The organism is Pseudarthrobacter sp. GQ63, assembly GCF_059758765.1.
Genome location: NZ_JCAXEF010000016.1, coordinates 23,361 through 46,579 on the forward strand (window position 1 = coordinate 23,361; position 23,219 = coordinate 46,579).

Consider the following 23,219-nt stretch of genomic DNA (forward strand, 5'->3'; position numbering starts at 1 on the left):
ATTGGGCCGGGTGGCCCGCACATACGCTGCGAACCGATCCGGCAGGGGCCTTTAGCTCAGTTGGTAGAGCATCGGACTTTTAATCCGTGGGTCGTGGGTTCGAGCCCCACAGGGCCCACTCTTTGAGAGAAGAGTGGTACGTCCCCGGCATCCTGGCAACAGGACGCCGGGGACGTTTTCTTTTCCCTGGCCCACATCCGCAAACAAGCCAGGATCTCCGCTGTCCAAGCCAAACAGGATATCCGGGTCAACCGGCGGGCAGAATGGGCACATGGGAAAAAGCAGCAAGGGGCGGATGCCGCGCCTGGAGGATGTGGCGGACCGGGCAGGCGTCTCCCACCAGACCGTCTCCCGGGTGATCAACAACCACCCCAACGTCAGCGAAGCGACGCGCGCCAAGGTTGAGGCGGCCATCGCCGAACTGGGGTACCGGCGAAACACCGCTGCCCGGAGCCTGGTGACACGGCGCTCGCAGACCATCGGTGTCCTGGCCAGCGAACTGTCACAGTACGGGCCGGCCAACACCCTCCTGGGCGTGGAACAGGCGGCGCGGAACGCCGGCTACTTCGTCAGCATCGCCGCCCTGCGCGAGGTCAGCCGGGATGCCATTGCCGACGCCGTCAGCCACTTCATGGACCAGGCCGTGGACGGGATCGCGGTGCTGGTGCCGCACTCGGACACCCTGCTTGCCCTGGATGAAATGCGGCTGCCCGTGCCCGTGGTGGCCGTGGGGTCCCTTGGCAACAGCAACGTCAGCGGGGCAATGGTGGACCAGCGCCGCGGCGCCCAGCTCGCCGTGGAACACCTTATTGGGCAGGGGCACCGCCGGATCGGGCACCTGGCAGGGCCCCCGGACTGGATCGACGGTTCGGAACGTGCGGAGGGCTGGCGCGAGGCTCTTCTCGGTGCCGGACTCGGGGACGACCTCCTGCTGCAGGGCGACTGGAGCGCCGGCAGCGGGTATGCCGCCGGCCGGAAGCTCGCCGCTGATCGCCGTGCCACGGCACTCTTCGTGGGGAACGACCAGATGGCCCTGGGCATGCTGCGCGCGTTCGCCGAAGCGGGGGTCAGGGTGCCCGACGACGTCTCCGTGGTGGGCTTCGATGACCAGCCGGAATCGGGGTACTTCACCCCGCCGCTCACCACGGTGCGGCAGGACTTCGAGGAACTGGGCCGCCGCTGCATGGACATCATGCTCAAGGAGATCGAAGCCGGTGCCGCGGCCAGTTCCACCGTGGTCACGCCGGAACTGGTCCTCCGCGCCAGCACCGCCCCGCCTGTTGAGGCCGCACCGTAACCGCGGTAATGGTGGGCGCCGGGGCCCGCCCAGGTGCCCGGCGCAAAAAATAGTTAAAAGAATTTTCCATGCACGTGCATCCAACTCCGATGCTGCACCGGTAGTAGAGGTGTAAGCAAAAAATGCCCGCGAGGCGGGCCGATCAATGGAGATAGACATGCGCAACAGGATTTTCACAGCAGGCGCCGGTGCAGCGGCAATCGCAGCAGCCATCGCTCTCGCCGGCCCGGCCCAGGCTGCGGAGGGGGACGCCCAGCTGTCCGTCCTCCACGGTGTTCCGGGCCTGACCGTCGACGTCTGGGTCAACGGTGACCGGACCCTCGATGACTTCACCCCCGGCAGCCTGGCCGGCCCGCTGGCACTGCCCGCAGGCGCCTACGAACTCGCCATCACCGCCTCGGATGCCGCCGACGCTTCCGCGGCTGTCATCGGCCCCGTCAGTGTCACGCTGGCCGCCAACGGCAACTACACCGCCGTCGCCAACCTCGATGCAGCCGGCAACCCCACTGCCAACCTCTTCACCAATGACGTCTCCCAGATCGAGGCAGGCAAGGGCAAGCTGACCGTCCGGCACACCGCTGCCGCCCCTGCCGTCGATGTCCTGGCAGGCGGTTCCCCCGTCATTACCAACCTTGCCAACCCGAACGAGCAGACGCTGACGCTGGACCCCGGCACCGTTCCGGCAGCAGTTGCCGCCACCGGGACCACTGACCCGGTCATCGGCCCGGCCGACGTCACGATCGCCGAAGGCACGCACACCATCGTGTACGCCTGGGGCAGCCTGGCGGACTCGAACCTGCAGCTCGCCGTGCAGACCATCGAGGGCCTGCACTCCGCTCCGGGTTCAGTACCGGGTGCCCTTGACGGCTCCACCGTTGCAGCTCCGGCAGACTCCACCGCCCTCATGGTCGGTTTCGGCGCCGCAGCCCTGGCACTGCTCCTCGGCGGCGTGGGCGTAGCCCGCACCGTCGCCGCCCGCCGGGCAGAGTAGCACTAATGGCGGCCGCCCGGTGAATGCCGGGCGGCCGCCGCTTTTCCCATCCGCGGTGCAGGTTCCTTCCCGGGGGTTTGCCGAAAGAAAGGCCGGGCACAATGAAAGCCGGACATATGGAAACAGGTACGACGACGGCAGGGGAGTTCCGCCGTCGGTCCTCCGTTTTTCCGGGCGCGGGAGTCCTGCTCGCCGGGGCCCTGATGCTTTCCTCGTGCGCGGCCGCCCCTTCCCTGCCGGCATCATCCCCAGCCCCGCCTGCCACCCAGGCAGCTGCCGCGCAGCCCGCCCAACCCGAAAGCCCTGCACCGGCAGCTGCGACGGCGCCCACCAGCCCGGCGGCGATCCCCGACATTCCCGTGCGTGCCGCCACCCCGGCTGCGGTGGGTGTGGCGCCGGTCCCGGTATCCCTCACCGTTGCCGGCACCCCCATCGACATGCCGGTGGTGCCGGTGGGCGTCTCTGATGGTGGAGCGATGGAAATTCCTGATGCGTTCGACCGGGCCGGCTGGTACCGTTTCGGCCCCGCGCCGGGAGCCGCGGCCGGTACGTCCGTGATCGCCGGACATATCGACACGAAGTCGGACAATGCGCCGTTCTCCGCGCTGAAGGCCGTGGCCGCGGGAACGCTGGTGCAGGTGGGCCGCGAGGGTGCGCCCGCCTTGAACTACCGCGTGGTGAGCGTTGAGCTGATGGCCAAGGACCGGTTCGACGGCAGCTCCGTGTTCCGGCGGTCCGGGCCCCACGAACTTAAAGTCATCACGTGCGGCGGCGAGTGGCTGGACGAACGAATGGACTACAGCGACAATGTGATTGTCACCGCGGTCCTGGAGTGAGCGGTGATCCTGCCATGATTGTCGCCACCGACGCCGCGAAGGAGCCCCGTTTGGTACCTCCCGACCAGGCTCCGCCGGGGTGGGAAGACTCCCTGACGCCGTCCTTCCTGGCAGGCGATGAACATGCCCTGGCGGCCGCTTACCGGGAGTTTGCCCCGCTGGTCCATACCCTGGCGCTGCGTTCCCTGTCGGACCGTTCCGCGGCCGACGACGTCACGCAGGAAGTCTTCATCCGGGTGTGGCGTTCCCGGAGCACGTTCAATCCCCAGGTAGCCCGGCTGCCGGCGTGGATTGTCGGCATCACCCGGAACGTCATCTCGGACACCCTGTCGGCCTCGGCACGGGAAGTCAGGAAAGCCGTGGCAGTAGCCGGGTCAGGCATGGCCGACGAAGCGGGTACCGGCCATGAAGATGCCGAGCTCCTGGCTGACAGGCTCCTCCTGGACGGGGAACTGGACCGGCTTGGCGAGCCCCAGGGCTCCATCATGAAGCTTGCCTTCTACGATGACCTGACGCACGAACAGATTTCAAGAAAACTGGGCCTGCCCCTTGGTACGGTCAAAAGCCATATCCGCCGCAGCTTGTCCCACCTGAGAAACAGATTGGAGGTAAACCATGCCGCATCCTGATCCGGAAGAGTTAAGCCTCCTCGCGCTGTACAAGGACTGGGAGGACGGCAATACCAGGGACCACCTGCAGGTTTGCCCTGAATGCGCGGCGGACTTCGCGGCACTGCGCCGCACCGTCGAGGCCGTCAAGACACCGCCCGAAACCGGCCGCCTCGAGGTGCCCGGCCCGCAGGTCTGGGAAGGAATCCACCGGGAGCTGGGGCTCTCGGAATCCGTGCACGGGGATCCCTTGGCCGGCGTCAGGGAACATTACGCCACGTCCCGGCCTGGATGGGCGCCGGGGCAAGCCGCTGCGGGGGAAGCCTCGGGTGATGCCCCGACCTCCGGTCATGAGGTCCGGCAGGCGGAACCCACTGCGGAACGTGAAAGCCTTGCGGAGCCTGTGTCGCTGCAGGACAGGGCAGCGTCCCGTCCGGCCAAGCGCCGGTCCGCCGCGTGGTGGCAACGCCCGGGACCCTGGATGGCCGCTGCCGCGGCGGCGGTCCTGGTGACCGCCGGCGCGGTCTGGTCCCTCAACCAGGCGCCCCGGCCGCTGGCGGAGGCGGACCTTGTTCCGCTGGCCCAGTTCTCCGCCGCCGGTTCGGCGCGGGTGGTGGAGTCTGCGGACGGGTCCCGGGCGCTGGAAGTCCGGCTCAGCAAGGATGAGGCGCAGGGCTATCAGGAGGTCTGGCTGATCGCACCGGACCTCTCGCGCTTGGTGAGCCTGGGAGTCATGAACGCCGAATCCGGAACCTTCCAGCTGCCGGCAGGCCTGGAAATTTCGGAGTACCCGATTGTCGATGTCTCCGACGAACCTGTCGACGGCAACCCCGCCCACTCAAGCGTCAGCATCGCCAGGGGCACGCTTGCCACCTGATCTGCCCGTCCGCCGCACCATTGAAACCACCTTGGTCCACTGCGTGGTCACGGCTGCGGCTGCCAGCGCCGCCGCAACATGAAAGTGCAGCATCAGGTGCAGCGAGTGGGCGGCGCCTGACGCTTCCGCGGCGGGCACGCCGGCAGTGGGCGTTTCCGGGACAGCCGCCCCGCCGTGATGGCCCGGGAATGCGAAGCCGCTGGAAGTGGAAAATGCGGCAAAGGCCAGGTGGAGCAGCTGCTGCGCCACGCCGGCCGCCACCAGTACGGCCCACCCTGGCAGGCGGCGCCGCCCCGCCATCGCAGCGGCCATGCCCAGCAGGGCGGCCACAGCGATAACGATGAGGATCCCGGGCGCCCGGCCGCCGGCGGCCAGATGGGCTGACAGGCCCAGGCCCGTGGACAGCGGGCCGGCCGCCCAGGCGGGAAAGGGGTGCCGGGCTGCTGGCGCGGGAACGTCCGTGACCGCGGCAGTGCGCACGCCTTCCATGGTTCCCCTCCCGTCTCGGACTCTTCCAGTCTTCCTGCCCTTACCCAGGTTGGCGGCGCCTCAGTCGGTCTCAACCGTTTAGTCTCCGGCGGGACCTGCCCGATGCTTGCCTGCCATCATTCCCGCAGGCCCCGGCGGGCGCCAACATAGCTGTTGACTTCCATCTTGTTAGCGCTCACAATTAAGCGCAGGCCGCGAAGTGGCGGCAGCTATGGAGGAAGTTTCTTATGGACGCAGTGGACGCTCCGGACTCGTTTGTCATCGGCGTGGATTATGGAACGCTGTCGGGCCGCGCCGTGGTGGTGCGGGTGCGCGACGGCAAGGAGCTCGGCAGCGGTGTGTACGACTACCCGCACGCCGTGGTGACTGATGTCCTGCCGGAAGATGTGGCAGGCCGGGGTGCCGACGGGCAAGCCGTCCGCCTCCCTGGGGAGTGGGCCCTTCAGGTGCCGAACGACTACCGCGACGTCCTGCGCCACGCGGTTCCCGCCGCCATCGCTGACGCGGGGATTGACCCGGCCGCCGTCGTCGGAATTGCCACGGACTTTACCGCCTGCACCATGGTGCCGGTCACGTCCGACGGTACCCCGCTGAGCGAGCTGGACCGCTTCCGGAACCGCCCCCACGCGTACGTCAAGCTCTGGCGCCACCACGCGGCGCAGCCGCAGGCCGACCGGATCAACCAGCTGGCAGCCGAACGCGGCGAAAACTGGCTGCCGCGGTACGGAGGGCTCATCTCTTCCGAATGGGAGTTTGCCAAGGGCCTGCAGCTGCTTGAGGAAGACCCCGAAGCCTACGCCGAGATGGACCACTGGGTTGAGGCTGCCGACTGGATTGTCTGGCAGCTGTGCGGCCGGTACGTCCGCAACGCCTGCACGGCCGGGTACAAAGGCATCTACCAGGACGGCCGCTACCCCTCCCCGGACTTCCTGGCCGCACTGAACCCGCAGTTCCAGGACTTCGTCAGCACCAAGCTCGAGCACACCATCGGCCGGCTGGGTGACGCCGCCGGGTACCTCACTGCCGAGGCCGCCGCTTGGACCGGACTGCCGGAAGGCATCGCCGTGGCCGTGGGGAACGTGGACGCCCACGTCACGGCGCCGGCGGCGAAGGCCGTGGATCCCGGCCAGCTGGTGGCCATCATGGGTACCTCCACCTGCCACGTCATGAACGGCACCGAGCTGCGCGAAGTGCCCGGCATGTGCGGTGTGGTGGACGGCGGGATCGTGGACGGACTCTGGGGCTATGAAGCCGGCCAGTCCGGCGTCGGCGACATCTTCGGCTGGTTCACCAAGTACGGCGTGCCCCCCGAATACCACCGTGCCGCCGCGGAAGCCGGCCTGGGCATCCACGAATACCTCACCGAACTGGCATCCCGCCAGGCCATCGGCCAGCACGGGCTCATTGCCCTTGACTGGCACTCGGGCAACCGTTCCGTGCTGGTGGACCACGAGCTGTCCGGGATCGTGGTGGGGCAGACGCTGGCCACCCGTCCCGAGGACACCTACCGCGCCCTGCTCGAGGCCACGGCCTTCGGCACCCGCACCATTGTGGATGCCTTCCGCAGCTCCGGCGTCCCCGTACAAGAGTTCATCGTGGCCGGCGGCCTGCTCAAGAACCCGCTCCTGATGCAGATCTACGCGGACGCCACGGGCCTGCAGCTCTCAACTATCGGTTCTGCCCAGGGCCCGGCCCTCGGTTCGGCCATCCATGCGGCCGTCGCCGCCGGAAAGTACGCGGACATCCGGGAAGCCGCTGCCGCCATGGGTTCCGAACCCGGCGAGGTGTACACCCCCATCCCGGAAAACGTGGCCGCCTACGAGGAGCTCTTCCAGGAATACAAGACGCTCCACGACTACTTCGGCCGCGGCAGCAACGATGTGATGCACAGGCTCAAGGCCATCCAGCGCAGGGCTGCCGGAGCAGTGCTTCCCGGCGTTACTGCAGGATCCGCGGTCCGCGCAACGGCAGGGGTGTCCGCGTGAGCGCCGGAGTAGGAATCCTGGAAACCATCGCCCGCGTCCGGGAAGAAGTGTGCGCCCTGCACGCCGAACTGACACGCTACGAACTGGTGGTGTGGACCGCCGGCAACGTCTCGGCCAGGGTTCCCGGCCAGGACCTCATGGTCATCAAGCCCTCCGGCGTCTCCTACCAGGACCTGACGCCGGAACAGATGGTGGTCACCGACCTTTACGGTGTCCCGGTGGCGGGAAACGGCGACGGCGCGTGGGGCAACCCGGAGCTGTCGCCGTCGTCGGACACCGCCGCCCATGCTTACGTCTACCGGCACATGCCGGAGGTGAACGGCGTGGTGCACACGCACTCCACCTACGCCACCGCCTGGGCCGCCCGCGGCGAAGCCATCCCGTGCGTGCTCACCATGATGAGCGACGAATTCGGCGGCAGCATCCCGGTGGGGCCGTTCGCGCTGATCGGTGATGACTCGATAGGCCACGGCATCGTGGAGACGCTCAAGAATTCCCATTCGCCGGCCGTGCTGATGCAGAACCACGGGCCGTTCACCATCGGCAAGGACGCAAAGTCCGCGGTGAAGGCAGCCGTGATGTGCGAGGAAGTGGCGCGCACCGTCCACATCGCACGGCAGCTTGGCGAACCCCTTGCCATCGACCAGGGCCACATCGACTCCCTCTACGCCCGCTACCAGAACGTCTACGGCCAGTAGTAGGCCGCAGCACCTTCCCAGAACTTTCGCAGGAGAAACCCATGAGCACCGCAGCAAACACTTCCCTTGACGGCTACGAGGTCTGGTTCCTCACCGGCAGCCAGCACCTCTACGGCGAGGATGTCCTCAAGCAGGTAGCCGCCCAGTCCCAGGAGATCGCCAACCAGCTCAACGCTTCCTCCGCCGTTCCCGTCAGGATCGTCTGGAAGCCGGTCCTGACGGACTCCGATGCCATCCGCCGCACCGCGCTGGAGGCCAACTCGGACGATTCCGTCATCGGCGTCACCGCCTGGATGCACACCTTCAGTCCGGCCAAGATGTGGATCTCCGGCCTGGACCTGCTCCGCAAGCCGCTGCTGCACCTGCACACGCAGGCGAACGTGGAGCTGCCCTGGGCGGACATTGATTTCGACTTCATGAACCTCAACCAGGCCGCCCACGGCGACCGCGAGTTCGGCTACATCCAGTCACGCCTGGGCATCGCCCGGAAGACCGTGGTGGGGCACGTCTCCAACCCCGAGGTGGCCCGCCAGGTGGGTTCCTGGCAGCGCGCCGCCGCGGGCTGGGCCGCCGTCCGGACCCTGAAGCTGACCCGCTTCGGGGACAACATGCGCAACGTCGCCGTCACCGAAGGCGACAAGACCGAGGCGGAGCTGCGCTTCGGCGTCGCGGTTAACACCTGGTCGGTCAACGAGCTCGCCGACGCCGTGCACGGCGCTGCCGAGTCCGACGTCGACACGCTTGTTGCCGAGTACCAGGACCTTTACGACGTGGTTCCGGAGCTCCGCGCAGGCGCCGCCAGGCACGAGTCCCTCCGCTACGGCGCCCGGATCGAACTGGGACTGCGCAGCTTCCTGGAAGCCAACGGCTCCGCCGCGTTCACCACCTCCTTCGAGGACCTGGGCGCGCTCCGCCAGCTCCCCGGCCTGGCCGTCCAGCGCCTGATGGCGGCCGGTTACGGCTTTGGCGCGGAGGGCGACTGGAAGACCGCCATCCTGGTCCGCGCCGCGAAGGTGATGGGTGCCGGGCTGCCCGGCGGCGCGTCCCTGATGGAGGATTACACCTACCACCTGGAACCGGGCTCCGAGAAGATCCTCGGCGCGCACATGCTGGAGGTCTGCCCCTCGCTGACGGCCGCGAAGCCCCGGCTGGAGATCCACCCGCTGGGCATCGGCGGCAAGGAAGACCCCGTCCGCCTGGTGTTCGACGCCGATGCCTCCCCGGGCGTCGTCGTGGCCCTTTCGGACATGCGGGACCGCTTCCGCCTGGTGGCCAACGCCGTCGACGTGGTTCCCCTGGACCAGCCGCTGCCCAACCTTCCCGTCGCCCGCGCGCTTTGGGAGCCCAAGCCTGACTTCGCCACCTCCGCCGCCGCCTGGCTTACCGCGGGCGCCGCGCACCACACGGTCCTGTCCACGCAGGTGGGCATGGACGTGTTCGAGGACTTCGCCGAAATCGCCAAGACCGAACTGCTGACCATCGACGAGGGCACCACCATCCGGCAGTTCAAGAAGGACCTGAACTGGAACGCCGCCTACTACAAGCTGGCAGGCGGGATCTAGCGGCCGAAGTGTGCGCGGGGCGGTCCTTCAGGCAGCTTGTCGAGGATGTCCTCGGCCACCCTGCGCACCTTGATATTTCGGTGGCTTGACGCCTTGGCCAGGATGGAAAAGGCCTCGTGGTAAGAGCACCTGTTCTGGGCCATAATCACTCCGCAGGCGACGTTGATGGAGGTCCGGCTGTCCAGGGCTGAGCGCAGGTCCGTGGCCGTGGACCTGGCTGAATGCAGGTTGACGGCCACTTCCAGGCTCTTTGCCGCGAGCCCGGCAAAGCCGCGGGCCTCCGCTATGACCTGCAGCGGGAAAGCCTTGGCGTCCTGGGCAAACAAGGCCAGGGCGGCAGGTGTGTCAGCCGCGCCGGTTCCGTCGCCGTCGGCATCGGTTGCCACGCGAAGCCTGATCCCCATCGCGCTGCCGAACCCTGCCAGCTGCAGCTGCGTGGAATACCGCGGCCAGCGGAAATCCCCGTTGCGCTGGAGGACAGCTACCGGATGGTGGCCGGCCAGCACCTCGTGCAGGGGGCCCTCCTCAGCGTGCTGCTCCCACTCCAGAAGCTCCACAACATCGTCCGACGTGCCTGTGACGGCCGAACTCCTCTTCGGCTGGTGCACCACCACGCCGCATTCAATCTGCAGGCCCGTGGCCCTGACAATGGTTCGGACGGCTGCGGCGGCAAGCACATCCAGGGACTCGCGCAAGCTGTGCGTCCCGCTCACCAGATCGAGGAGGAGGCCGTCCTGGGTGCCGCTGTCCGCACGCCCTGCCTCGTCCGCCGTGGCGGGAGCTGCCGGTCCGGGCTGGGCCGGACGATGGCCCGCGCCCTTCCGCACATGTAGAGGGCCGGCGACGGCTGGGGGAGAGGCCTTGGTCTCAAAGGCCTCCTCGTCGCCGGCCCCGTTTAGTACCCGTGCCCTGCGGGCCGGGAAAGCCGAACTTATGTTTTGTGCGTGCATTGCAGTCTCACACCCCCTCGTGAGACAAGTACTACGAGTCAGACGACATCTTGTCTCTGAGAAGAACTTAGTTCGGCGATTCACCCCGGTGAATGCGTAAGGAGTACCCGACTTTCAGATTAGGTACTACTTGGAATTCCGGCAGGCATCCCCTTTTTCCATGTTGCCGCAGGTCGGTTGCGGATGGAGCCGCGCAGTCCCCGGGCCTGCGTCCACTTCCGGTTTGCGTCCGGACCCTTGACTCCTGCCGCGGTAGCCCCAAGAATGTTTCTATAACGTTGTACAAAAATGAGAAACGAGGATGTTTTCGTGACCGCTGCAGAACCAGCCACCGCCAGGATCACCATGGACCCCGCCTTTACGGTGGGGCCGGTCCGGCGGCGCACTTTCGGTGCCTTCGTGGAACACCTTGGCCGTTGTGTGTACACCGGAATCTTCGAGCCGGAGCACCCGAAGGCCGACGAGGACGGCTTCCGCAGCGACGTGCTGGAACTGACCCGTGAACTCGGAGTGTCCACAGTCCGTTATCCCGGCGGCAACTTCGTCTCCGGCTACCGCTGGGAGGATGGAGTTGGTCCCGCCGACAAACGTCCGGTCCGGCTGGACCTCGCCTGGCACTCCACCGACCCCAACCTCGTGGGCGTGGACGAATTCGCCAAGTGGTCAGCCAAGGCCGGCGTCGAACCCATGATGGCCGTGAACCTGGGCACCCGCGGCACGCAGGAAGCGCTTGACCTGCTGGAGTACTGCAACATCGACGGCGGCACGGCCTTCTCGGACCAGCGCCGGGCCAACGGTGCGGAGAACGGCTATGGCATCAAGATGTGGTGCCTAGGCAACGAAATGGACGGCCCGTGGCAGATCGGCCACAAGAACGCCCTCGAATACGGGCGGCTGGCGGCAGATACCGCCCGCGGCATGAGGATGATCGAACCCGGTCTGGAACTCGTGGCGTGCGGCAGCTCCGGCCCCACCATGGACACCTTCGGTGAGTGGGAGCGCGTTGTCCTCTCCGAAACCTACGATCTTGTGGACCTCATCTCGGCCCACCAGTATTTCGAGGACTTTGGCGACCTGCAGGAGCACCTCTCCGCCGGGCACCGGATGGAAGCCTTCATCCATGACATCGTGAGCCACATCGACCACGTGAAGTCGGTGAAGAAGTCCACCCGGCAGGTCAACATCTCCTTTGATGAGTGGAACGTGTGGCACATGAGCCGCGACGAGTCCCGCGCGCCCACCGGGAAGGACTGGCCGGTCGCCCCGGTCCTCCTCGAGGACACCTACACCGTGGCGGACGCCGTCGTCGTCGGTGACCTGCTGATCACCCTGCTCAAGAACACGGACCGTGTCCACTCAGCCAGCCTGGCCCAGCTGGTGAACGTCATCGCGCCCATCATGACCGAGCCCGGCGGCCGCGCCTGGAAGCAGACCACCTTCCACCCGTTCGCGCTCACGTCCCGCCACGCCTCCGGGACGGTGCTTCAGCTCGCCGTCGAATCCCCGCTGGCCAGCGGCGGCAAGACCGCAGACTTCACCGCCGTGTCCGCCGTCGCGACGTACGACGCTGACAAGGGGGAAGCCGTGGTCTTCGCCGTCAACCGCTCTGCCACGGATGCGCACAGCCTCGACGCCGTAGTGTCCGGCCTGGGCAACGTGCGGATCCTCGAAGCCGTCACGTACGCCAACAAGGACCCGTACTGGCAGGCAACCGCCGATGATTCCACGTCCGTCCTGCCCACGGAAAACGTCACGGTGAAGGCCAGCGGCGGCAGGCTCACCGCGGACCTGCCGGCTGTGTCCTGGTCCATGATCCGTCTGGCCGTCAACCAGTAGCCCCCGCCCGGGAAGGGAGGGCATGACGACGGCGGCCCTCCTCTGGGAGGATGGGCGGCATGGAACTGCACATCACGGGCGATCCCGCCGCGGACAAGTTGTTGAGCGAGGACGCCTTCGCGTTGCTGACGGGCATGCTGCTGGACCAGCAGGTGACCATGGAATCGGCCTTCGCCGGTCCGGAGAAAATCAGGACCAGGATCGGATCCGTGGAGCCTGGGGCCATCGCGTCCCAGGATCCACATGCCTTCGTGGAGATGTTCAAGGAACGGCCGGCCGTCCACCGTTTCCCCGGCTCGATGGCGGCCAGGGTTCAGGCGCTCGCGGAAACGGTGCAGAACGAGTGGGACGGCAACGCCACCGCCATCTGGACCAGGGGCAAGCCGGACGGCGCCGAGGTGCTGCGCCGGCTGAAGGCCCTGCCCGGCTTCGGCGAGCAGAAAGCCAGGATCTTCCTTGCCCTGCTCGGCAAGCAGTGCGGTCTCCAGGCGCCGGGGTGGCGTGAAGCCGCCGGCCACTACGGAGAGGAAGGGTCGTATCTCTCCGTGGCCGACATTGTGGACCCGGAATCCCTCGCCAAGGTGCGGTCCAGCAAGCAGGCAGCCAAGGCGGCCGCGAAAGCGGCGAAGGGCTGACCTGCGCTTCTTTGGTCTTTCCGCCGCGGGCGTGCGTGGCCGGCGGTTGCGGCATGGCCGCCAACGTCTGCAACGATGTATGGCAGGAACTGGCGGAACCACATAAAGGAGCCACGATGGCGGTCACCATGAATGACGTTGCGAGGGCGGCAGGGGTGTCGCTCAAGACTGTCTCCAACGTGCTCAATGACTACGAGTTCATTCGCCCTGCCACCAAGAAACGGGTCCAGGACGCCATCGCGGAGCTGGGCTACGAGGCCAACCTGACGGCCAGGAGCCTTCGCTCGGGGAAAACCAGGATGCTGGGCCTGGTCCTGTCCGACCTCTCAGCCCCGTACTACGCCGAACTTGCCTCCAGGCTGATGAAGGCTGCCTCCCGTCGTGGCTACCGGGTCCTGGTGGAACAGTCGGATGCGGTGGGCGAGGTGGAACTGAACGCCTTGCAGGGCCCGTTCCGGCAGCTCACCGACGGCCTGCTGTTCACCCCGCTGGTCATCGACGCGGACGCCATCGCCGACCGCCTGGGCAAGAAACCCCTGGTCCTGCTGGGTGAACACATCCTGGACCCCCGGTTCGACCTCGTCACCATGAAGAACGGCGAGGCCGCTGCCGCCCTGACCGCCCACCTGCTGGCGGGAGGCCGCCGCCGGATTGCCGTTATCGGTGCCCATCCGGAGGAGTCCGCCGGCAGCGCCGGCCTGCGGCTTAACGGCTACCGCAAGGCCCTCGATGAGGCTGGTGTCATTTTCAACCCGGAACTGATCGCTCCCTGCGAGTGGCGCCGTGACAACGGCGCTGCCGCCGTAGCCGGGCTGATGGACAGGGGTGTGGAGTTCGATGCCGTGTTCGGCCTTAACGATGTCCTGGCGCTGGGCGCCATGCACGAACTGCTGATCCGCGGGGTCCGGGTGCCCCAGGATGTGGCGGTGGCAGGGTTCGACGACATCGACGAGGCCCGGTTCGCGTCGCCTTCGCTGACCACCGTTTCCCCGGGCATGGAGGAGATCGCGGAACGCTCCATCGGCCTGCTGATCGACCGGATCGAGGGGCGCGAGGCGGGGGACCAGGCAGCGCACATCGAAGCCGGGTTCCAGCTGAAGGTCCGCGAGTCCGCACCCTAGGTTTCGCCCGCCGCTGGTTTTGCCGGGTCTCCTCCGCCGGGTCTCCCCGACTTTACTGACGGCCGACGGCGTGTCCCGGCGGCGCGCCGTCGTCCTCCTTGGGCGGCGGGTACCACCTGGGTGGATTCGGCGCCCGGTGATTGGAGAGCCGGCCATAACAAGCCTGAAACGTGGCGGAAACGTCCGCAACCTACTGTGGGTCCCACGCCGCCGCAAGCGGACAGTTGAAGGGACCCAACATGCATCTGATGCCGCGTGAGCAGGAAAAACTCTTGATCGTGGTGGCCGCCGACCTCGCACGCCGCCGCCAGGCCCGCGGCCTCAAGCTCAACTATCCCGAGGCTGTGGCCATCATTAGCTACGAACTGATCGAGGGTGCCCGCGACGGCCGCAGCGTTGCCGACCTCATGAGCTACGGCACCACCCTGCTGACGCGCGGGGATGTCATGGAAGGCGTGCCCGAAATGATCCACGACGTGCAGATCGAGGCGACCTTCCCCGACGGCACCAAGCTCGTCACCGTCCACGATCCCATCCGCTGAGAGGGCAGGCCATGATTCCAGGAGAGTACGTCCTCCGGTCCGAGCCGGTGACGGCCAACGCTGGGCGGACGGCGGCAGACGTCGTCGTCACCAACACCGGCGACCGGCCCGTGCAGGTGGGCTCGCACTTCCACTTTGCCGAGGCCAACGCCGCGCTGGCCTTTGACCGGGATGCCGCCTACGGCCGACGCCTGGACATTCCTGCCGGAACGGCTGCACGGTTTGAGCCGGGGGATTCGCGGACCGTGCGGCTGATCGAACTGGCCGGCACCCGCGAGGTGTACGGGCTCAGCAATGCCGTCAACGGAGAGCTCGACGGCGGCACCCGCCCGGAAGGGGACATCCAGTGAGTTTCGAGATTCCGCGCCGGCAGTACGCGGACCTGTACGGCCCGACGACGGGTGACGCAATCCGCCTGGCGGACACCGACCTGTTCCTGGAAATCGAGAAGGACCTCACCGTCTACGGCGAGGAGGTTGTCTTCGGCGGCGGCAAAGTGATCCGCGACGGCATGGGCCAGAATGGCCAGGTGACCCGGGACGGCGACGGTTCCGGCGATCTTGGTTCCGGCGGCGGAGTGCCGGACACCGTCATCACGAATGCCGTCATCCTGGACTACACGGGCATCTACAAGGCGGACGTCGCCATCAGGGACGGACACATCTTCAAAATCGGCAAGGCTGGCAACCCGCAGATCACCGACGGCGTGGACATCGTGATCGGCGCCAGCACCGAGATCATCGCCGGCGAGCGCAAGATCCTCACGGCCGGGGGAGTGGACACCCACATCCACTTCATCTCCCCGGACCAGATCCCCACGGCGCTGACCAGCGGCATCACCACCATGATCGGTGGCGGCACCGGCCCGGCAGAAGGCACCAAAGCCACCACCGTGACGCCCGGAAAATGGCACATCCAGCGCATGCTGCAGGCCGCCGAGGGGTTCCCCATGAACATCGGGCTCTTCGGCAAGGGCCACGCCTCCGCCGTCGAACCCCTGGCTGAGCAGATCCGCGCCGGCGCCATCGGGCTGAAGGTGCATGAGGACTGGGGCTCCACCACTTCCTCCATCGACACCTCCCTCACCGTGGCCGACGAGTACGACGTGCAGGTGGCCATCCACACGGACACCCTTAACGAGTGCGGCTTCGTGGAGGACACCATCCGCGCCATCAACGGCCGCGTCATCCATACGTTCCACACCGAGGGCGCCGGGGGCGGGCACGCGCCGGACATCATCAAAATCGCCGGGATGCCCAACGTCCTGCCGGCGTCCACCAACCCCACGCTTCCCTACACGCGCAACACCATCGAGGAGCACCTGGACATGCTCATGGTGTGCCATCACCTGAACCCGGACATCCCCGAGGATGTGGCGTTCGCCGATTCCCGGATCCGCGCCGAGACCATCGCCGCCGAGGACGTCCTGCAGGACCTGGGGATCTTCTCCATCACCTCGTCGGACTCCCAGGCAATGGGCCGGGTGGGCGAGGTGATTACCCGCACGTGGCAGGTGGCGGACAAGATGAAGAAGCAGCGGGGTGTGCTGGCAGATCCCGCCGGTCCGGCAGGTGACGGCGGTGGCGCGCACGGCAGTGCGGGCAGCGACAACTTCCGCATCAAGCGCTACGTGGCCAAATACACCATCAACCCTGCCATCGCTCAGGGCATCGCGGACTCCGTCGGCTCCGTGGAGGTGGGCAAGTTCGCGGACCTGGTCCTGTGGGATCCTGCGTTCTTCGGCGTGAAACCGGAGCTGGTGCTCAAAGGCGGGCAGATTGCGTACGCGCTGATGGGGGATGCCAACGCCTCCATCCCCACGCCGCAGCCGCGCACCATGCGGCCCATGTTCGCCGCGTTCGGGAAGGCCGTGCAGCAGTCCTCCATCACCTTCCTGTCCAAGGCCGCGATCGACGCCGGGGTTCCCGCCGAGCTTGGACTGGAGAAGGTGATCCGGCCCGTTTCCGGCATCCGTTCCCTCACCAAGGCGGACCTGAAATACAACGACGCCACCCCGGACATCCAGGTGGACCCCGAAACGTACCAGGTGACCGTGGACGGCGAAGACGTCACGTGCGAACCATCCGACGTGCTGCCCATGGCCCAGCGCTACTTCCTCTTCTGAATTCTTCCAAGCCCCCGGAGAACCCCGTGATCATCGAAAAAGTCCTCGGCAACCTGCACGAACTCCCCGACCCGGACACCTATGCCAACCTGCACCAGGAGAAAGTGGTGCTTCCCAGCGCCCAGCTGGTCAAACGGATCCAACGCGCCACCACGGACCACGGCAAGGAAATCGGCATCCGGCTCCCGTCCGGCTCCGGCGACCTGCGTGACGGCGACATCCTGCATGTCGAGGAGGCCAACATGATCGTGGTGTCCGTGCTGCCCACCGACGTCCTGGTGATCGCACCGCGGACCATCCACGAGATGGGCGTCGTGGCGCACTCCCTCGGCAACCGGCACCTCCAGGCCCAGTTCTTTGACGGCGCTTCGGAGTACGGGGCCGAGGTCATGGTGTGCGCCTATGACCACACCGTCGAGGACTATCTCCGAGGCGTCGGTGCGCCCTATACCCGCCAGGAACGCGTTATGCCTGTGCCTTTCCGCCATGCTGAACACAGTCACTGACTACCAGCTGGCGCTGCAGCAGCTCACCGACTCTGCGCTTCCCACGGGGGCTTTTGCGCACTCCCTTGGCTTTGAGACGTACATCGACGCCGGGGTCGTGTCCGATGAAGGGTCCTTCGGAACCTGGCTCAGTGCCTTCATCTCCCAGTCGCTTTCCTATTCAGACGGGCTGGCCATCCGGTTCCTGTATGAGGGGTGGGATCTTGGGGAACTGGATGAGCTGTTGTCGGCTTCGCTGCTGCCGCGGCAGGTCCGGGAGGCCAGCGTCAAGATGGGCCTGCGGCTGCTCGAGATCGGGGCGGAGGTCTTCCCGTCGCCGCAGCTGGAACTGTACCGGGACCTGGTGGCCACCGGCCGGGCCGCGGGGCACCAGCCGCTGGCGTTCGCCGTCGTCGCGCGCTCCCTGCGGGTGCCGCTGCCGGAGGCCCTCGCCGCCTACCTTTTCGCCGCCGTCACCTCGTTGACGCAGAACGCCGTCCGGGCCATCCCGCTGGGCCAGAACGCCGGCCAGCGGCTGCTTCGCCAGGCGGCCGACGGCGTTGCTGCCGCCGTCGAACGGATACCGCACCTGACGCCGGACGACTTCGGGGCCGTCACCCCCGGACTGGAAATTTCACAAATGCGGCACGAACGCCAACGTGCCCGGATGTTCATGAGCTAGCAGGAGGACTAAATGGCTGAACCCATCAAGATCGGCATCGGCGGACCCGTGGGGGCGGGCAAGACGCAGCTCGTGGAGCGCCTCACCCGTCACATGAGCGGCGGGATCTCCATGGCCGCCATCACCAACGACATCTACACCATCGAGGACGCCAAAATCCTCGCCGCCAACGGGATCCTTCCCGTGGACCGCATCATCGGCGTCGAAACCGGCGGCTGCCCGCACACCGCCATCCGCGAAGACACCTCCATGAACACCGCCGCCATTGAGGAACTCAAAGCCCGCCACCCCGACCTGCAGGTCATCTTCGTCGAATCCGGCGGCGACAACCTTTCCGCCACCTTCAGCCCCGAACTCGTCGACTTCTCCATCTACGTCATCGACGTGGCCCAGGGCGAAAAGATCCCCCGCAAAGCCGGCCAGGGCATGATCAAGTCCGATCTTTTCATCATCAACAAAACCGACCTTGCGCCCCACGTCGGCGCCGACCTCGCAGTCATGGAACGGGACTCCAAGGAATTCCGCGGGGCCAAGCCGTTCTGCTTCACCAACCTCAAAACCGACGAAGGGCTCGACGCCGTCATCGAATGGGTGAGGCGCGACGTCCTGATGCTCGACCTGGCGCAGTGAGTACGACGGCGGCCCCTGCACCTGAGGTGGTCATCCCACCTGGGCGTGAGTCGCCGATGGGGGAGCTTCAGCTGGTCATCAGTGAGCGCAGGGGCCGGTCGGTTGCCGCGCATCAGTACCACCAGGGCGCCTTGAGGGTACTCCGGCCGCATTACCTGGATGACTCCGGGCAGGTTTGTTATGTGGTCGTGAATCCTGGTGGGGCTTATCTTGGTGCGGATCTTTTCTTGCTTGATGTGGAGGTCGGAGACTCTGCCTCACTGTTGTTGACCACCCAGTCCGCCACGAAGGTCTACCGGACGCCCGGGTCCTTCGCCGAGCAGCGGATGGCTGTCCGGCTGGGGGAGGGGGCACGGCTGGAGCTCATGCCGGACCAGCTCATCGCCTACCGGGAGGCCAGCTACCGGCAGCACACGCACGTCACGGTTCGGCCATCGTCATCCCTGGTCATGGCTGAAGTGGTGACGCCGGGATGGTCGCCGGACGGCGCCGCCTTCCGTTACGAGGAGGTTCGGCTGCGCACCAGCATCCGGGTGGAAGGCCCGGACGGAACCCGGCTCCTGGCCCTGGACAACCTCCTGATCCGCCCGCCGGCCGGGGATGTCACGTGCCTGGGGTTCATGGAGGGTTTCAGCCATGTGGGCTCGCTGCTGGTGGTGGATCCCCGGGTGGACCAGGCGCTTGCCGATGACCTGCACGCCCTGGCCCAGGACCACGATACCCGCACCGGCATTTCCCTCACCCGCACGGCCTCGGGAACCACCGGGCTGGTACTGCGCGCCCTGTCCAACAGCACGGGGGAACTGAACAACCTGCTTGCTGCCTGCACCTCCCTCCTCCGGAAACGGTGGCACGGGCAGGAACCGCTGAACCTGAGGAAGCACTGATGACAGCCATCACCAACATCACCACGCTGTACCGGGACCGGGAGGCACTGCCGCTGCGGACCCGCCTGTTGTTCACGCTCGGTGCCGTGGCCGCACTGCACGCGGCCGCCGTCGTGCTCCTGCTGGCCGGCAACGCCGCCGGATCCGGTGCGGAGCCGCTCATCTGGGGACTCGTGCTCACCGCCTACCTGGCGGGCGTCAAGCACAGCTACGACTGGGACCACCTCGCCGCGATCGACAACTCCACACGCAAGTTCGTGGCACAGCGCCAGGACCCGGTGAGCGTGGGCTTCGCCTTCAGCCTCGGGCACAGTTCGGTGGTGACGCTGGCGGGGATCCTGGTGGTTGCCGGAGCCGGCATGGCGGGCCAGTTCATGCAGGACGGAACCACCGGCAACCTGGTGCTCGGGCTGATCGGCAGCGGTGTCTCCGGGCTGTTCCTGCTGGCCATGGGCCTGTTCAACGGTTCGGCTTTCGCGCGTTCGGCGCGGGCATACCGCCGGGCCCGGACCGGGGCGCCGGTGGACCCCGGCGACCTTGAGCCCCGGGGACTGGTGGCCCGGCTACTGGCGCGGCCGCTGTCCAGGGTGCGGCGGCCGCGGAACATCTACGTGATCGGGTTCCTGTTCGGCCTGGGGTTCGATACTGCCACCACCATCGGGCTGCTGATGATGACGACGGCGGCCTCGCTGGCGGGGGTGCCGCCGTTTGCGCTCCTCGCGCTGCCGCTGGCGTTCACGGCCGCGATGACCCTTTGCGATTCGCTGAACGGGGTGGCCATGATGCGGATGTACCGTTCTGCCCTGGACGACCCCCAGCGGCGGCTGGGCTTCAACGCCGTGGTCACCGGCATCTCAGCGGTGTCCGCCCTGTTTATCGCGGTGATCACGCTGGGCGGGTTCGCCAACGCCGCCTTTGCGCTGCAGGATCCCCTGACGGTGTGGCTGGGATCCATAGACCTGGGCGACGCCGGCCTGCTGCTGGTGGCGCTGCTGCTCGCCGTGTGGGGAGCGGCGGGTGTGAAGGGACGCCTGGCGGGCAGCCCCGGGCACTGAGCGCGCGCTGCCCATAACAGGGTGGGGCGGCTCAGGGCGGCGCGGCTCAGGCGGCCACGCGGCCCCTGCTCGGCCGGTGCTGCCTGCCTTTCCCCTGGGCCCGGCGCGGCGCGCCCGAGCCCGCGAGGACCTGCCCTCCGTCCGGAACGGCGGAGTCCGCGTGGACCTGGACCCCGTGCTCGATCAGGACCCCCGAGCCGATCCGCGAATGGCTGCCGATGTTCACCCGGTTTCCGATCACCGTTCCCCGGCCGATGTGTACGCCGTCGCCAATAATGGCACGCTCGCCGATTGTGGCGTCGCGGTCAATCCAGCTGCCGTGGCCGATCCGGCACCCGGAACCCAACCTGGCACCCTGCTCCACATACGTCATGGGGCCAATGCGGGCATTTTCGGCGACCGCGGCTCCGGGGGCAACAAGCCCGCCGCCGTTGGCATGCCGGACGTACCGGGTGACCTTCCCGGCGTCGTCTTCCACTGAAACAAACTTCGCGTTCATTCAATCCCTCGTTAACGGCGCGGCACGTCAGCCGCACATTCAGTTAACGGTTCACAACTCAAAGGGATTCCCGAACGGCGCCGGGCACCTCGTCCGCTACGGCGATACCTCCCCGAGCTCCACGCCTTCCTCCCCGCCAGGGGCGGCGTCCTCCTCTGTCAGCAGCAGGGCCGTCCCCTGGAAGGCAGGCAGTTCGAGGAAGAAGCTGTGCAGGTCGTCAACCTGGCCAACCGCTGCCCCGCTGAACAGGTCGTGCACGGCAGACCCGGGGACCAGGTGGCTGGACTGGATGCTGCCGGCAATGTCCTGGTCGGAGAAATTCAGCACGGTTACCTCCAGCGCTCCGCTGCCCAGCTGGATGACCATCACCAGCAGGCCGCGGTGTGAAACGCCGGGCACGTCCAGCAGCGACCCCGTGGCGATGCCGTGTTCTTCGCGGACAGCCAGGATATGCTGCAGCCGCCTGGCGTAGGAGCCGGGGTCCTGCAGCTGGTCGGGGAGCGGGCCGTAGAGGCTGCGGGCACGCGGCATGCCGGAGGAGGAGTATTCCGCATCCGGGCTGGTGCCCATGATGTCGTGCGCCCCGCGGTTGATCCAGCGGGTGTCACCCTGGGCCGTGAGTTCCTCGACGCTCTTGCGGTCCAGCGCGGTGATACCGGCAAGGTCCCAGCCGGACAGGGCAAAGACGCCGGGCTGCAGGGCGTTGTACATGGAGAGGAGGATGTGCACATCCAGGATCTGCGCCTCCTGCTCCGGAGTGATCGCGTCAGGGTCCTGGACCCCCAGGGCGGCCATGATGAAGCTGACCGTCGTGCAGGCGATCCCGTTCGTGGTGAACACCGCGTTGTAGGGGGCATTCTCCCCGGTCAGGCGCTCCCGCATGGTCTGCTGGACCTGCTCCGCGAGCTGAGCCCCCGTGAGCTCCTGGCCGGCGAGCTCGAACATCTCGTCCCGGTGTCCGGCAGCGAAGTGCATCAGCTCGTAGGTCAGTTCGTCATGGTTCTGCAGCGCGTGGACCAGCGACGCCTGGTCGACGCCGATCTCCATGGACAGGCGGAGCGTCAGGCGCAGCAGCTCGGTATCGGCGGTGACCAGCGCGTAGTGGTATGCCGGCCGCGTAATGAAGTCGTAGGAAAGGTCCGGGCCTGCTTCCGAGGTGGCCTTAATGTCGTCGATGGTCAGGTTCAGCTCCTGGAAGGAGAACCCGCCCACCTTGCGGATCATAGACCCGATGAGCTGGTTGGCTGCCTCGGACAGCGGGTGCCCCTCTGACCAACCCGGCTGCTCTTCGGCGCTTTTCTCCACGCCCAGGAAGCCGTTCGCATCGAGCCTGAGCGCTCCGGTGCCGAGGTCAACCAGGGAATGCAGCGCGTCACCGACCACCAGGCGCATCCCGGCGAAGGTTGGGTCCAGCCAGTTGATGGAGGGCTGGCCCGCCTTGAAGTAGTGGAGGTAGACCCAGCGGCGGGTCTTCCCCGTGGTGTCAACGACTGCCCGGGTGGCGCTCCAGTTCGTTTCCTTGACGCCGGGCTCGTAGAAGATAACCCGCTGCAGCCGGCCGATGATGTAGCCGGCCTTCTGCAGGGCCTGTTCGGAGTCGGGACTCAGGTTCACCGAGTCCTGCCCTTCCGGCACGTCCGGCAGCAGGTGCCAGTCCTCCTCCGGGATATCAATCATGTGGTAGATCCCGGGGTAGTCCCGGAAGTTCATTTCGGCGAGGCGGAAATCGGCACCCTTGCCGGTGTGCCCGGGAACAATGTCATCGATAATCGTTCCGCCGTGGTCCGCGGCCACCTGGCACATGGAGCGGAATTCGTCCTCCGTGCCAAACACCGGATCGATCGCCATGCTGATCCGGTCGAAGTGCCCGTCAACGCTGGGCGTCTGGGACCAGCCGCTGATGCCGCCCGCGAGCTTGACCGGGCCCGTGTGGATGGCCCGGATCCCGATTTCGCTGAAGGCTTCCCACATGGCCGGATCACCCAGGGCGGAGAGGAAGGACTGGCTGGACCTGGTGATGAAGGACAGGGGGTACGCGGTGAACCACACCGGTGCGCGCTCCACGGCGGCCCGGGGGTTGGGATGCGCGTAGGAGTTCTGCCACATGCTGGCCTGCCCGGACAGCTGCCGGGCCAGTGCGTTCGCATCTCCCAGCATCGCCTGGTTCCGCAGCCATTCGACGTAGGCCGCGTTCCGCCCATCGAATTCGAAGGACGGCCTGGTGGCGTAATACTGGCGGCGGCGCGCTGTCGGCCTCAGCGCCTTGGGCCGGGCAGGATAGAGATGTTCGTCGAAATTGACGTCCGGTTCCACCAACGGCTCAGCTGCCGCCGAACCTGCTTCCTGGTCATCACCTGCAACGGTCTCCGGTTCAAAGACACCGTCGCTGGCCATAGGTTCCCGCATGAGTCCTCTTTCTACAAGTTGTT

General features: G+C 66.9%; 23 protein-coding genes and 1 tRNA gene. 20 read left to right on the forward strand and 4 right to left on the reverse strand.

Annotation, left to right across the window (positions count from 1 at the left end; all coding sequences use genetic code 11):
* The first annotated feature begins 45 nt into the window (after window positions 1-45).
* The 6 genes from AC6CHP_RS18560 (at window position 46) to AC6CHP_RS18585 (ending at window position 4,609) form a co-directional block, all read left to right on the forward strand.
* Window positions 46-118: transfer RNA gene (locus tag AC6CHP_RS18560), tRNA-Lys, on the forward strand.
* 153 nt (window positions 119-271) lie between these two features.
* Complete coding sequence (locus tag AC6CHP_RS18565) at window positions 272-1,297, forward strand: LacI family DNA-binding transcriptional regulator (protein WP_377194976.1); 1,026 nt, start codon at window positions 272-274, stop codon at window positions 1,295-1,297.
* 157 nt (window positions 1,298-1,454) lie between these two features.
* The gene (locus AC6CHP_RS18570; protein ID WP_188728974.1) at window positions 1,455-2,288 is read left to right on the forward strand and encodes a DUF4397 domain-containing protein; all 834 of its coding nucleotides are present in this window, start codon (window positions 1,455-1,457) and stop codon (window positions 2,286-2,288) included.
* A 101-nt stretch (window positions 2,289-2,389) separates the two neighbouring features.
* The gene (locus AC6CHP_RS18575; RefSeq protein WP_229675273.1) at window positions 2,390-3,124 is read left to right on the forward strand and encodes a class F sortase; all 735 of its coding nucleotides are present in this window, start codon (window positions 2,390-2,392) and stop codon (window positions 3,122-3,124) included.
* A gap of 14 nt (window positions 3,125-3,138) precedes the next feature.
* Window positions 3,139-3,753, forward strand: coding sequence for an RNA polymerase sigma factor (locus AC6CHP_RS18580; RefSeq protein WP_498231563.1), 615 nt, complete (start codon window positions 3,139-3,141; stop codon window positions 3,751-3,753).
* On the forward strand, window positions 3,740-4,609 hold the full coding sequence (locus AC6CHP_RS18585; protein ID WP_498231500.1) for an anti-sigma factor: 870 nt from the start codon (window positions 3,740-3,742) through the stop codon (window positions 4,607-4,609). Before AC6CHP_RS18580 ends, AC6CHP_RS18585 begins: the two co-directional genes overlap by 14 nt.
* On the opposite strand, the gene AC6CHP_RS18590 is transcribed toward AC6CHP_RS18585, so the two are convergent.
* Window positions 4,571-5,098, reverse strand: a complete 528-nt coding sequence (locus AC6CHP_RS18590) for a hypothetical protein (protein WP_498231502.1) — start codon at window positions 5,096-5,098, stop codon at window positions 4,571-4,573. The genes AC6CHP_RS18585 and AC6CHP_RS18590 overlap by 39 nt on opposite strands.
* Before the next feature lie 227 nt (window positions 5,099-5,325).
* Here AC6CHP_RS18590 and araB point away from each other — a divergent pair, with 227 nt between their 5' ends.
* Genes araB through araA form a run of 3 tightly spaced genes read left to right on the forward strand, consistent with a single transcriptional unit; the run spans window position 5,326 to window position 9,343 of the window.
* A complete protein-coding gene (gene araB / locus AC6CHP_RS18595) occupies window positions 5,326-7,083 on the forward strand; it encodes a ribulokinase (RefSeq protein ID WP_188728977.1) in 1,758 nt (585 codons plus the stop codon).
* The gene (locus AC6CHP_RS18600; protein WP_498231504.1) at window positions 7,080-7,781 is read left to right on the forward strand and encodes an L-ribulose-5-phosphate 4-epimerase; all 702 of its coding nucleotides are present in this window, start codon (window positions 7,080-7,082) and stop codon (window positions 7,779-7,781) included. The genes araB and AC6CHP_RS18600 overlap by 4 nt, the downstream gene beginning before the upstream one ends.
* Window positions 7,782-7,822: 41 nt before the next feature.
* Window positions 7,823-9,343, forward strand: a complete 1,521-nt coding sequence (gene araA / locus AC6CHP_RS18605; RefSeq protein ID WP_188728979.1) for an L-arabinose isomerase — start codon at window positions 7,823-7,825, stop codon at window positions 9,341-9,343.
* Here araA and AC6CHP_RS18610 read toward each other — a convergent pair.
* Window positions 9,340-10,293 carry an ANTAR domain-containing protein gene (locus AC6CHP_RS18610; protein ID WP_498231506.1) on the reverse strand — a complete coding sequence of 318 codons (954 nt, stop codon included), beginning with the start codon at window positions 10,291-10,293 and terminating at the stop codon, window positions 9,340-9,342. The two genes, araA and AC6CHP_RS18610, sit on opposite strands and share 4 nt — an antisense overlap.
* A gap of 288 nt (window positions 10,294-10,581) precedes the next feature.
* Here AC6CHP_RS18610 and arfA point away from each other — a divergent pair, with 288 nt between their 5' ends.
* The 11 genes from arfA (at window position 10,582) to AC6CHP_RS18665 (ending at window position 20,291) form a co-directional block, all read left to right on the forward strand.
* Window positions 10,582-12,129: an arabinosylfuranosidase ArfA gene (gene arfA / locus AC6CHP_RS18615; RefSeq protein ID WP_498231508.1), complete on the forward strand. Its 1,548-nt coding sequence runs from the start codon at window positions 10,582-10,584 to the stop codon at window positions 12,127-12,129.
* A gap of 50 nt (window positions 12,130-12,179) precedes the next feature.
* Complete coding sequence (locus AC6CHP_RS18620) at window positions 12,180-12,764, forward strand: HhH-GPD-type base excision DNA repair protein (protein ID WP_498231510.1); 585 nt, start codon at window positions 12,180-12,182, stop codon at window positions 12,762-12,764.
* 116 nt (window positions 12,765-12,880) lie between these two features.
* Entirely contained in the window at window positions 12,881-13,885 is a 1,005-nt protein-coding gene (locus AC6CHP_RS18625) for a LacI family DNA-binding transcriptional regulator (protein ID WP_498231512.1), read from the forward strand.
* A 239-nt stretch (window positions 13,886-14,124) separates the two neighbouring features.
* Window positions 14,125-14,427 (forward strand): urease subunit gamma, encoded by a 303-nt coding sequence (locus AC6CHP_RS18630; RefSeq protein WP_104185865.1) that lies wholly within the window; start codon window positions 14,125-14,127, stop codon window positions 14,425-14,427.
* A gap of 11 nt (window positions 14,428-14,438) precedes the next feature.
* A complete protein-coding gene (locus AC6CHP_RS18635; protein WP_498231514.1) occupies window positions 14,439-14,777 on the forward strand; it encodes an urease subunit beta in 339 nt (112 codons plus the stop codon).
* On the forward strand, window positions 14,774-16,552 hold the full coding sequence (ureC, locus tag AC6CHP_RS18640) for an urease subunit alpha (protein WP_498231516.1): 1,779 nt from the start codon (window positions 14,774-14,776) through the stop codon (window positions 16,550-16,552). Before AC6CHP_RS18635 ends, ureC begins: the two co-directional genes overlap by 4 nt.
* Before the next feature lie 26 nt (window positions 16,553-16,578).
* Window positions 16,579-17,058 carry an urease accessory protein UreE gene (gene ureE / locus AC6CHP_RS18645; protein WP_498231518.1) on the forward strand — a complete coding sequence of 160 codons (480 nt, stop codon included), beginning with the start codon at window positions 16,579-16,581 and terminating at the stop codon, window positions 17,056-17,058.
* Window positions 17,039-17,719, forward strand: a complete 681-nt coding sequence (locus AC6CHP_RS18650) for an urease accessory protein UreF (protein WP_498231520.1) — start codon at window positions 17,039-17,041, stop codon at window positions 17,717-17,719. Before ureE ends, AC6CHP_RS18650 begins: the two co-directional genes overlap by 20 nt.
* Before the next feature lie 12 nt (window positions 17,720-17,731).
* On the forward strand, window positions 17,732-18,349 hold the full coding sequence (gene ureG / locus AC6CHP_RS18655) for an urease accessory protein UreG (protein WP_498231522.1): 618 nt from the start codon (window positions 17,732-17,734) through the stop codon (window positions 18,347-18,349).
* Window positions 18,350-18,405: 56 nt separating this feature from the next.
* Window positions 18,406-19,236, forward strand: a complete 831-nt coding sequence (locus AC6CHP_RS18660; protein ID WP_498231524.1) for an urease accessory protein UreD — start codon at window positions 18,406-18,408, stop codon at window positions 19,234-19,236.
* Complete coding sequence (locus tag AC6CHP_RS18665; RefSeq protein WP_498231526.1) at window positions 19,236-20,291, forward strand: HoxN/HupN/NixA family nickel/cobalt transporter; 1,056 nt, start codon at window positions 19,236-19,238, stop codon at window positions 20,289-20,291. Before AC6CHP_RS18660 ends, AC6CHP_RS18665 begins: the two co-directional genes overlap by 1 nt.
* Before the next feature lie 46 nt (window positions 20,292-20,337).
* On the opposite strand, the gene AC6CHP_RS18670 is transcribed toward AC6CHP_RS18665, so the two are convergent.
* Both AC6CHP_RS18670 and treS read right to left on the reverse strand, forming a co-directional pair.
* Entirely contained in the window at window positions 20,338-20,790 is a 453-nt protein-coding gene (locus AC6CHP_RS18670; RefSeq protein ID WP_498231528.1) for a DapH/DapD/GlmU-related protein, read from the reverse strand.
* Between the two features lie 96 nt (window positions 20,791-20,886).
* Window positions 20,887-23,196, reverse strand: a complete 2,310-nt coding sequence (gene treS / locus AC6CHP_RS18675) for a maltose alpha-D-glucosyltransferase (RefSeq protein ID WP_498231530.1) — start codon at window positions 23,194-23,196, stop codon at window positions 20,887-20,889.
* Between the last annotated feature and the right edge of the window lie 23 nt (window positions 23,197-23,219).